Annotated in this window: 8 protein-coding genes and 1 pseudogene; 1 reads left to right on the top strand and 8 read right to left on the bottom strand. The window is 39.8% G+C overall.

Annotated features, from left to right (window positions below; all coding sequences use genetic code 11):
• Both ACLTU0_RS08050 and trpE read right to left on the bottom strand, forming a co-directional pair.
• A pseudogene (locus tag ACLTU0_RS08050) lies at positions 1-80 on the bottom strand (aminodeoxychorismate/anthranilate synthase component II); the annotation flags it as partial.
• Positions 77-1,549, bottom strand: coding sequence for an anthranilate synthase component I (gene trpE / locus ACLTU0_RS08045; protein ID WP_412321982.1), 1,473 nt, complete (start codon positions 1,547-1,549; stop codon positions 77-79). The gene trpE and the pseudogene ACLTU0_RS08050, both read right to left, overlap by 4 nt.
• A gap of 350 nt (positions 1,550-1,899) precedes the next feature.
• Between trpE and galA the strand changes: the two genes are divergently transcribed.
• Complete coding sequence (gene galA / locus ACLTU0_RS08040; RefSeq protein ID WP_022230161.1) at positions 1,900-4,629, top strand: beta-galactosidase GalA; 2,730 nt, start codon at positions 1,900-1,902, stop codon at positions 4,627-4,629.
• Positions 4,630-5,001: 372 nt separating this feature from the next.
• Here galA and ACLTU0_RS08035 read toward each other — a convergent pair whose 3' ends face one another.
• The 6 genes from ACLTU0_RS08035 to ACLTU0_RS08010 all read right to left on the bottom strand — a co-directional run.
• Positions 5,002-5,469: a GNAT family N-acetyltransferase gene (locus tag ACLTU0_RS08035; RefSeq protein ID WP_022230160.1), complete on the bottom strand. Its 468-nt coding sequence runs from the start codon at positions 5,467-5,469 to the stop codon at positions 5,002-5,004.
• Positions 5,470-5,525: 56 nt separating this feature from the next.
• On the bottom strand, positions 5,526-6,908 hold the full coding sequence (gene mgtE, locus ACLTU0_RS08030) for a magnesium transporter (RefSeq protein WP_022230159.1): 1,383 nt from the start codon (positions 6,906-6,908) through the stop codon (positions 5,526-5,528).
• A 43-nt stretch (positions 6,909-6,951) separates the two neighbouring features.
• Positions 6,952-8,106, bottom strand: coding sequence for a non-hydrolyzing UDP-N-acetylglucosamine 2-epimerase (gene wecB, locus ACLTU0_RS08025; RefSeq protein WP_022230158.1), 1,155 nt, complete (start codon positions 8,104-8,106; stop codon positions 6,952-6,954).
• Between the two features lie 16 nt (positions 8,107-8,122).
• Positions 8,123-9,253 carry a glycosyltransferase family 4 protein gene (locus ACLTU0_RS08020; RefSeq protein ID WP_412321980.1) on the bottom strand — a complete coding sequence of 377 codons (1,131 nt, stop codon included), beginning with the start codon at positions 9,251-9,253 and terminating at the stop codon, positions 8,123-8,125.
• A gap of 11 nt (positions 9,254-9,264) precedes the next feature.
• Positions 9,265-10,266 carry a tryptophan--tRNA ligase gene (gene trpS, locus ACLTU0_RS08015; RefSeq protein ID WP_022230156.1) on the bottom strand — a complete coding sequence of 334 codons (1,002 nt, stop codon included), beginning with the start codon at positions 10,264-10,266 and terminating at the stop codon, positions 9,265-9,267.
• Positions 10,267-10,286: 20 nt separating this feature from the next.
• Positions 10,287-11,302: PLP-dependent aminotransferase family protein (locus tag ACLTU0_RS08010; RefSeq protein ID WP_412321978.1), on the bottom strand; the 1,016-nt coding region annotated here is incomplete at its 5' end.

The raw sequence follows: 11,302 nt of genomic DNA, 5'->3' as shown, positions 1-11,302 counted from the left end.
TATATATCGGGATTTATAGTACCGATATATTGGTACAAGTTATATGTAAATGAATCGTAGTTATCAATCATTATAATCATACTATGTCACCTGCCTCCTCAATCGCTCTAAGCACCGCCGACGCTTTGTTTATCGACTCCTGATACTCATTTTCAGGAACAGAATCGTAAACAATTCCTCCGCCGGCTTGGATATATGCCTTGCCGTCCTTGAATACTCCTGTACGAATTGTTATACAGCTGTCAAAGTTGCCGTTAAAGCTAATGTAACCGATTGCACCGCCGTATGTTGAACGTTTCGTTTTTTCAAGTTCATCAATGATTTCCATTGCACGGATTTTCGGTGCACCCGAAAGTGTTCCTGCAGGAAGTGTTGAACCAAGTGCGTCAAAACAAGTTTTGTCACTTCTTAATTTACCTTCAACGTCTGTTATAATGTGCATAACGTGTGAAAAACGCTCCACATACTTAAATCGCGTAACCTTTACCGAGCCAAACTCGCTGACTCTGCCTATATCGTTTCTGCCCAAATCAACAAGCATTGTATGTTCCGCAATTTCCTTTTTGTCAGCCAAAAGCTCCTTTTCAAGTGCCATATCTTCCTCAACAGTCTTACCTCTCGGACGTGTGCCTGCGATAGGTCCTGTCTGAACAACTCCGTTTTCAACTCTCACAAGCATTTCAGGTGACGCACCTGCAATCTGATAATCTCCGAAATTCAAATGGTACATATAAGGTGACGGATTGATAAGTCTTAGTGCCCTGTATGTATTGAACGGACTTACATTCGTTTCAACTGTAAATCTCTGTGAAAGCACAACTTGGAATATATCGCCGTTTTTGATGTACTCTTTCGCCTTTTCAACGTTCGCACAAAATTCTTCTTTCGTCATATTTGAAACCATCTTTGAAGAAGAACGATATTCGCGCTTTTCTTTTTTCATAAGTCCCGAAAGGTCCGTCATTTCCTGCTGAATGTCAAGTAATCTGCCTGTTGCCTTTTTGTACTGATTTTCAATATCACCCTCTGCGTGAATATTTACTATTATAACAATCTTTTGACGCATATGGTCGAACGCGATTATCTCGTCCATCAACATAAAGTGCATATCAGGTAAATGCAAATCGTCTTGATTTATGTTTGGCAAATGTTCATATTGACGTATAATATCATACGCAAAAAATCCTACCGCACCGCCGTTAAATGACGGTATATTTTCAAGTTTCGGTGCTTTGTACTTTTCAATAAGCTTTTCAAGCTCCTCCATCGGCTTGCCTTTATATGTATTTGTTTTTCCGGTGTAATCTGAAATTGTTATTTCATCGTTAAGACTTTTAAAACTGATAAACGGATTTCTTCCTATAAATGAAAATCTCGCTGTAACGTGGTTTTGACCGATACTTTCAAGCAAGAAACAATCCTTCTCTGTCTGCATACGCTTGAACACGCTTATCGGCGTATCCATATCGGCATAACATTCAATCGTCAACGGTATCATATTGTACTTTTTTGACAATTCTTTTACTTCATCTACGGTTAAATTAAACATCAAATCCCCGCCTTTCTTATTTTTATTAAGGCGGCTTTTCTGTGAAAACAAAAAAGCCTTTTTCTTGTATTAGAAAAAGACATAGAAATATCAATATAAATTTATTCTCGTCTAATCTAATCTCATCTGTAGTTATTATATTACACATTTATTTTTTTGTCAATATGTCTTGATAATATTTATTTTTGAAGGTATAATTAAGGTAATAATATTTTGAAGTAGAGCCACCACTCCGCCTTTCAGGCACCTCTCCTCAAGGAGAGGCAAATCGGCTCCCCTTGAGGGGAGCTGTCAACGCAGTTGACTGAGGGGTGGCATTTGCAGCATTAAAATACAAAAAGGAGCATATTATGGAGAAATTCAGTTTAGACAGAGATTGGAAGTTCTACAACGGTGATTTTGAACTTCCGGAAACAAAAACACATACAGAATGTTATATGGCAGCCAAAGCCGGCGGTGCAATCGGTGCGGCGTCACCGGATTTTGACAAAAGCGATTGGGAAACCGTAAACCTACCGCATGACTGGGCGGTATACAATGAATTTGAAGAAAAATGGGGACCGTCGCAAGGATACAAAAAACGCGGTAAAGCGTGGTATTCAAAAAGATTTCGTCTTGATGAAAGTGACAGAGATAAGCAAATTTTAATCGAATTTGAGGGTATTTCTTCCTATGCAACAGTTTATCTAAACGGCTCCGTTATCGGCAGAAATTTCTGCGGTTACAATTCGTTTGTCGTTGATGCGACAGATATGGCACTTTACGGCGACCAAGTGAACGACCTTGTCGTGTTCGTTGACGCGACACAAATTGAAGGTTGGTGGTATGAGGGAGCAGGCATATACCGTCACGTCAATCTGTACAAGAAAAACAAGTTACATATCGCACATTGGGGTGTGTTTGTTCACCCTATAAGAAAAACAGTTGACGTATGGGACGCGGCTACAGATACAACGATTGAAAATTCATCATATGAAAACAAAAATTTCAGATTGAAAACATATATACTCGACAAAGAAGATAATATTGTCGGCAAAGATGAAAAAGTATTCTCGATTGCCGGCGGCAGTAAAACCGAAATCAATCAAAGTATTTTGACATACAGCCCGCTTTTATGGGACATTGACGCGCCTAACCTATACACGATGGTCAGCGAACTTTATGAAAACGACAGTCTTGTTGACAGTCAAAAAAACACATTCGGTTTCCGTACAATCGCTATTAACAAAGATAAAGGATTCTTCCTTAACGGCAGACACGTTCCGCTGTACGGCACTTGCAACCATCAAGACCATGCCGGTGTAGGCGTTGCCGTTCCCGACAGTGTAAACGAATACAGAATTAAACTACTAAAGGAAATGGGTTCAAATGCGTACCGTTGTGCGCACGGCAATCCTAATCCCGAAATACTTGATTACTGCGACAAATACGGTATTCTTGTTATGGACGAGAACCGCAACTTCAATTCAAGTGCTGACGGTATCAAGCAAGTGCAGGATATGGTTATGCGTGACCGAAATCACCCATCTGTCGTTATGTACTCGCTGTTTAACGAAGAACCGCTTCAAGGTACTCCGACAGGCAGAAAGCTTGCCGAAAGACTTCAATGTGAAATAAAAAAACTTGACAGCACACGTTTTCTATTGGGTGCTATGAATACGGGTGTCACAACGGACGGCGGTGCTTGCGATATTCTTGATATGACCGGCTTTAACTATATCACCCATACTTATGACGACTTCAGAGAAAAGTACCCCGATATGCCGATGTTGGGCAGTGAAAACGACAGTGCTTTTCAAACTCGCGGTGTTTACAAGACCGACCACAGCAAGAATATTATCGACTGTTACGACAGTGAAGCCGCTCCTTGGGGCAATACATATCGTGACGGTTTTAAGCAAGTCGATATTCGTCCGCACATTATGGGACTTTTCATATGGACAGGCTTTGACTATCGCGGTGAGCCGACTCCGTTTGAATGGCCGTCAATCGGTACTCAATTCGGCATCATGGATACTTGCGGTTTCAAAAAAGACGCTTTTTATCTTAACAAAGCATTCTTTACAGATGAGCCGATGATTCACATCCTTCCCCACTGGAATTTTGCGGACGGTGAAGAAGTGCATGTTATGACGCACACTAATTGCAGTGAGGCTGAACTTTTCTTAAACGGCAAATCGCTCGGCAAAAAGAACGTTGATAAGTACGATATGGCGGATTGGTTTGTTCCGTTTGAAAAAGGTACTCTTAAAATGGTCGGATATATTGACGGCAAAGAGGTTTGCAGTGACGAAGTTTCAACCGCAAATGCGGCAAAAAAAATCATTATCACTCCGCAAAATGAATTTGTATATGACAGTTGCGATGACGCAGTAATATTTAATATTTCAGTTATTGACGAAAACGGTGTAAGTGTACCGACCGCCGATAATCTTATAAAATTCACTGCCGACGGCGGCGAAATAATCGGTGTCGGAAACGGCGATCCTAATTCTCACGAAGCCGACAAAGCCGAAGAAAGACACCTGTTTAACGGTTTGTGTCAAGTAATAGTTAAGCAATCGGACGGTGCGGAAAATGTTACAGTTACTGCAACGTCGGACGGACTTGAAAGTGCAACGGCTACCGTAAAATCAGTTGCAAACGAAAATAAAAAAATATTTATTCCGTCAGTGAATGAAAAATATATTGCAAAATGGCGTCAAGCGGTTGATTTATCAGAAACACGACCTGATCCGAATGTTAAAATTGAGGACCACGATATGAATACTTGGGGTATCGTGTCGGTTGGCAGCGGATACGACGATAAATTTAAAAACATAACCGGATACGGACTTTACAAAACTACCGTTAATATTAATGAAAACGATAATTTCATTGTGTTCAGAGAACTTACAGGCAATGAAGTTGAAGTTTTCGTAAACGGCGAGCAGAAATTCAAAGGCGAATGCCAATGGGGACGTAAAGTTGAAATAAATGTTTCTGACGTAAACGGTGATGCCGATATTGCGGTTATCGTAAACAGCACCAAAGCAGACGGTAACGGTGGTATTTCAAAACCTGTTGTTATTACAGATTAAACAAAAAGCAAGGCAGAGTGCCTTGCTTTTTTAAATCCGAATTTTCTTCGTACTTCATCGAACTTCTTAATATTTTTTCTCCTTGATCGGTTCATTGATTATTTTATCTATAATAATCGTATTAAACCAACGGTTAAACTCAAACCCGCACTGCTCAATTTTTCAGACTAATCTATAACCCATTTGCTCATAACCTACTGTTTTGCCGTTTAGTTCCGCAACAATATGGTGAATTTCTCAACCGTCGGCAATTAATAGTCATCTACTATGGAGGTCTGTTCGACATAGTAACTGTAAATATCCAATAACGTGTTCGCACCATTAACATCAGCATTTATATTGTTACTTCTGAATCCGCACTGTGCTCCCTTATTACAAAATCATTTCCATAGTTGTTTTTTGAGGTTTCAGACCTTGTTTTTCATAGAATTTTTGAGCCGATTCATTACAGCTCCAAACATTTAACGTCAAGTTATAACAGCCGATTTCCTTTGCATACTTCTTGACATAATCATAAATGACAGTACCAACGTGTTTATCTCTCATATTTTCATCAACGCACAAATCATCTATATACAAATTCTTCATATCTGTCAAAACGTTATCATCTTTACGGTCGGTTATCACGCAAAATGCGTAACCCATAACAACTCCGTCATCTTCTGCAACGAATATCGGACGGTTGTCGTCTTTTACGATTTCAACAAGCTCGTCATTTTTATACTTACGGCAATTTGCCTTAAACAAATCAGGTCTGCCATAGTGGTGTACCATAGCTACCTGCAATAACAATTCGTTTATTTTCTCAATATCTTTTATTTCTGCTCTGCGTACCAACATAATTTTTCCTTCTACTTTTTTCTATTAAATAAAGAGTGCATAGGCACTCTTTATAATTACAAAATTCCAATATGTGAAAACACTATCGTTGCAATATTAAAATACAAGAACAGCGAACAACAGTCCACTATTGTTGTTATAAGCGGTGTCGCCATAATCGCCGGGTCAAGTCGGCATTTTTTTGCAAGCATAGGCAACATTGAACCTATAACCTTTGACAAAATAACTGTTGCGATAATTGACAATGCAATCGTCAGTGCAAGCATAAACGGATAATCGCATTTATGCTGATACATTATATAAATTCGCACACCGTTTACCACCGCCAATACCGAACTGACTATAATAGAAATTCTAAATTCCTTGAACACCACTTTAAAAAAGTCCGAAAAATGAATTTCGTCAAGTGCAATACCTCTGATTATAAGAGTAGAACTTTGTGCGCCGCAGTTACCGCCGGTATCCATTATCATAGGCATAAACGAAACCAAAAGCGGTACTGCCGCAAATGCGGCTTCGTACCTATTCGTTATAATCTGTGTAATCGTTGCACTTATCATAAGTATCAAAAGCCATACGATACGGCTTTTTGCGTGTTTAAAAATACCTGTTCTGAAATACGATTCCTCATTCGGTGCAATAGCCGCCATTTTTGAGAAGTCCTCTGTATTTTCATCTTGAATGACGTCCATAGCGTCGTCAAATGTAACGATACCGACAAGTCGATTATCCTTATCCACAACCGGTAATGCAAGAAAATCGTACTTTCTGAACATATGTCCGACAATTTCCTTATCTTCAAGTGTATCAACGCTTATAATATGCGTTTCCATAATATCGGCAATCTTATCGTCCTCATCAGCCATAAACAAATCCTTTACAGTGATTACACCGATAAGTTTTCTGTTCTCGGTCACATAACAAGTATAAATAGTTTCCTTATTCACACCGACTTTACGAATTTTTTCAAAAGCTTCCGATACCGTCATATCCTTATGCAGACTGACATATTCTATTGTCATTATACTTCCGGCACTGTCCTTCGGATAACGCAGAATTTCATTAATCGCCTTACGCTCGCCCGTTGTTGAGTTTTTCAAAATTCTCGAAACAACGTTCGCCGGCATTTCTTCGATTATATCAACAGTATCATCAATAAAAGATTCATCAAGAATATCTCTGATTTCTTTATCGGAAAACATCTGTATAAGATGGCTCTGCATATCGCTGTTCATATGCGCAAATGTTTCAGCCGCCAAATCCTTTGGCAAAAGTCTGAACAAAATCATAAATTCAGTCTTTTCACCGAACACTTCACCGAACAGTTCGTCAAACAACACCGCAAGGTCTGCGGCATTCTCATCTTTCACAATATTTTTTACTTCAAAAAATTTTTTCTCTTTCAAAAGACGGTCTATTTTATTCAGCAAATCTTGCATTGGGGTACCCCCTATCTTATATGAAATTTTCCCATTCTCATATTTATTTTACTGAAAAGTTCTCAGGACGTTTGTCACTGTAACCAAATGCGTAAAGAATAGCTTCAACAGTTCTTCTTGACGCTTCACCATCACCGTAAGGGTTAGCGGCGTGTGCCATTTTATTATACGCATCTTCACTGTCAAGCAATTCCTTTGCAAGACGTACAATATCGTCCTTTTCAACACCTGCTATTTTAACCGTGCCTGCCGCAACAGCCTCAGGACGTTCTGTTTCTTTTCTAAGTACCAAAACAGGCTTTGCAAGTGCCGGTGCTTCTTCCTGTATTCCGCCGCTGTCTGTCATAACCATAAACGAACGTGACATAGCATTATGAAGTTCCTCAACGTCAAGAGGATCAATAAGATGTACTCTGTCCATATCGCCGAGAATACCGAATGCAGTTTCACGAACAGCCGGATTTAAGTGAACAGGATATACAAGTTCAACATCTTCATATTCCGTAACAATCTGCTTTAGCGCATTACAGATATTTTCAAGCGGTTTACCAAGATTTTCACGTCTGTGAGCAGTTACAATAATTACTCTCTTATTGTCAAAATCAAGGTTGTTAAGGCACTCATCCTTGAACTTATAATCATCACGAACAGTTGTTTTAAGCGCGTCAATAACCGTATTACCGGTTATATAAATAATATCGTCCGAAACATTTTCTTTAAGCAAATTCTTTCTGTTTTGCTCTGTCGGTGAGAAATTAAGATCGGCAATTCTGCCTGTAAGCTGTCTGTTCATTTCTTCAGGGAACGGAGAATATTTATCGTATGTTCTTAGACCTGCCTCAACGTGTCCGACCTTGACTTGATTATAAAAAGCTGCAAGTGCCGCAACGAAACTTGTTGATGTGTCGCCGTGTACAAGCACAATATCAGGCTGTTCCTTTTTAATAACTTCGTCAAGACCTTCCAAAACTCTTGTTGTTATTCCGATAAGACTCTGTCTTGTCTTCATAATATCAAGATCATAATCAGGTGTTATGCCGAATATTTCAAGAACTTGGTCAAGCATTTGTCTATGCTGTGCCGTTACACATACGATTGATTCAATATTGTCATATTTTTTCAGTTCAAGTGCAAGCGGAGCCATTTTGATTGCCTCAGGTCTTGTACCGAAAACTGTCATAACCTTTAACTTTTTCACTTTTCTCTATCCTTTCCTACTTATCCTCATTACCTTTTTTATCGGAAACTTCTTCAACTTCAATATCATTATCATCAGTCAAATTTCTGTTATCCTGATGTTGATGTACATAACTGTTCTTTCCAAGCATACTTCCAATCAAAAGAAGTATAAGCACGCATATTACAAGTAGCAATGCTCTGAGTACGCCGCTTTCAGCCAAAAGTACAGCCGTTATTCCGAGCACACCGCTTATTGCGTACAATATAAATACGGTTTGTTTCTGGGAAAATCCCATATCCACAAGTCTGTGGTGCAAGTGTCCTCTGTCCGCAGTCATCGGACTTTGTCCGCGCAATATACGTCTAATCATCGCAAACAATGCGTCAAACAACGGCAATCCCAAAATCAAAAGCGGTACTGCAAACGATATTACCGCATAACTCTTGAACACACCTTGTATAGACAATGTTGCAAGCATAAATCCCAAGAACGTCGAGCCTGTATCACCCATAAATATTTTTGCCGGATTAAAGTTAAACGGCAAAAATCCGAAACACGAACCCATAAGTGCAATACCCAAAATTGCAATCGAATATTCACCCACTCTTATCGATATAAACACAAGCGATATAGACATTATCGCCGACACGCCTGCCGCCAATCCGTCAAGACCGTCAATAAAGTTTACCGCATTCGTTATGAATACAATCCATATAACAGTAAGCGTTACCGAAAGCCATTCGGGAAGTACCCAATACGGATTGTCGCTTAGGAAATTTGGGTTTGTGAACACATCGATTTTTATATCGCCTGCAAACACAACCACAAGTGCGGCAATAATCTGAATTACAAATTTCAGCTTAGCGGGCAGGTTTTTGCAGTCGTCTATAACGCCCATGACGGCAATAATCGCCGCACCTGCGAGCGTTCCGTAAAGCTGCCGTGACGGCTGTGCAAAGCACAATGTCGCCACCGTAAATCCAAAAATAATTGCCAAACCGCCTATTCGCGGTGTAGGTTTTTTGTGCATTCTTCTGTTGTCTTTCGGTATGTCTATCGCACCGATTTTAAAAGCAAATCGTCTTACCAAAGGAGTCGTTGCAAACGTAAATGCGAACGATACGATGAATGCAAATATCATAAATAAAACTTGTCGAGTTAACATATTACCCTCCATTACAGCACAAAGCCGACTTTCTTATACACCTTTTTCAATGTTCTCTGTGAAATTCTCTTTGCACTGTCAGCACCTCTTTGACATATATCCATAAGGTACTGCTTATCGGCAATAAGTTTATCATATTCATTTCTGATCGGGCGGATACATTCAACAACCGCCTCCGCGACGTCATTCTTAAAGTCACCGTAACCCTTACCGCTGTAATCCTTTACGATTGACTCGATATTCCTGCCTGTTACGGCTGACATAATGCTCAAAAGGTTGTTAATTCCGGCTTTTGTCGGATCGTTTTCACGATATTCAATAACACCCTCACTGTCCGTTACCGCACTCTTTATCTTCTTGGCGATAACATTCATATCGTCCATCATTGAAATATATCCCTTAGGGTTAGGATCGGACTTTGACATCTTCTTTTCAGGCTCTTGCAAGCTCATTATCTTTGCACCCGACTTTGAAAGCATACCTTCGGGAATTTTGAATACATCACCGTAAAGCGAGTTAAATCTCTGTGCAATGTCACGGCAAATTTCAATATGCTGCATTTGATCCTTACCTACAGGCACATAGTCTGTTTGGTAAAGCAAAATATCTGCCGCCATAAGTACAGGATATGTAAACAATCCCGCATTGATGTTTTCGGCATGACGTGCAGACTTATCCTTAAACTGCGTCATTCTCTGCAATTCACCCATATATGTGTAACAGTTAAGTACCCAGCCAAGCTCTGCGTGTGCAGGGTTATGCGACTGAATAAACAAAATTGTTTCTTCCGGATTAATTCCGCAAGCGATGTACAAAGCAAGCACTTCAAGAGTTCTTCTTCTTATATCAGCAGGAGTTTGACGAACTGTAATTGTATGCAAGTCCATCATTGAGTATATACAGTTATAATCTTTCTGTATGTCAACCCAATTTTTTATCGCTCCCAAATAGTTTCCGAGTGTAAGATTTCCCGACGGTTGCACGCCTGAAAATATGATTTTCTTATCTTCCATTATTATCTTCCTTTCACAGATTAAAGCATTTCTGTCAAGACTTCTCCCAAACGTCTTACACCTTCTTCTATATTTTCAATAGTAGCTGATGAATAGTTAAGTCTGAACATATTTGACGGAGCATATATATCCGTTGCAAAATTTGAACCGGGTACGATAGCGACTTTCTTTTCAAGGCACTTATCGACAATCGGTGTGATATCTTCGATAGTAGGGCATTCGCACCATAGGAATATACCGCCCTCAGGCACTACCCACTTAACTTTACCCTGTGGGAAATATTTTTCCATTGCACTGACCATTGCGGCACATTTCTTTCCGTAAAGCTCTCTGTTCTTTGCAATGTACTTATCTATATCGTACTTCTTCATAAATTCCACACACATAAGCTGTGTAATCATCGGTGTATGTACGTCATTTACCTGCTTTAGCATTTCAATCTTTTCCGCAAGCGGTGCAGGTGCTACAATGTAGCCAAGACGCATACCCGGTGAAAGAATTTTTGAGAATGAGCCTGCATAAACAACTCTGTCCTCTGTATCAAGCGACTTGATTGTCGGCACGTCCTCACCTGCAAAACGCAAGTCACCGTAAGGATTGTCCTCAAGGATTAGCACGTCATACTTTGATGCGATTTCAAGCATACGCTTTCTCTTTTCAAGCGACATTGTACAGCCTGTCGGATTTTGGAATGTAGGAATTGTGTAAATCATCTTTACACCGTCCGTATTCTTCAGAGTTTCTTCAAGCTCGTCCATATTCATACCGTCAGCCTCAACAGTAACGCCGACAAGTTCAGCCTCATATGTTCTGAACGCATTAAGACTTCCTATAAAGCTTGGACTTTCAACTATAACCTTGTCACCCTTATTCAAAACAGCCTTTGCAGTAAGGTCGATACCTTGATTTGCACCTGTCATAATAAGAATTTCATCATTTTCACCGACTGAATTAACTTTTTCCGCACGCTTTCTTGCACAGTCTTTCATTTTCGGATAGCCGTCTGTTGTACCGTACTGCAAAGCAAGAGTAGGGT

Source organism: Hominilimicola sp., from assembly GCF_046972485.1.
Classification (GTDB): Bacteria; Bacillota; Clostridia; order UBA1381; family UBA1381; genus Hominilimicola; species Hominilimicola fabiformis.
This window is presented reverse-complemented; position numbering and strand designations above follow the sequence as displayed.

Bases quoted from the DNA above. Each gene is read 5' to 3' on its own strand.
- trpE (WP_412321982.1), bottom strand. From the start codon at position 1,549: ATGTTTAATTTAACCGTAGATGAAGTAAAAGAATTGTCAAAAAAGTAC.
- galA (WP_022230161.1), top strand. From the start codon at position 1,900: ATGGAGAAATTCAGTTTAGACAGAGATTGGAAGTTCTACAACGGTGAT.
- ACLTU0_RS08035 (WP_022230160.1), bottom strand. From the start codon at position 5,469: ATGTTGGTACGCAGAGCAGAAATAAAAGATATTGAGAAAATAAACGAA.
- mgtE (WP_022230159.1), bottom strand. From the start codon at position 6,908: ATGCAAGATTTGCTGAATAAAATAGACCGTCTTTTGAAAGAGAAAAAA.
- ACLTU0_RS08020 (WP_412321980.1), bottom strand. From the start codon at position 9,253: ATGTTAACTCGACAAGTTTTATTTATGATATTTGCATTCATCGTATCG.
- trpS (WP_022230156.1), bottom strand. From the start codon at position 10,266: ATGGAAGATAAGAAAATCATATTTTCAGGCGTGCAACCGTCGGGAAAT.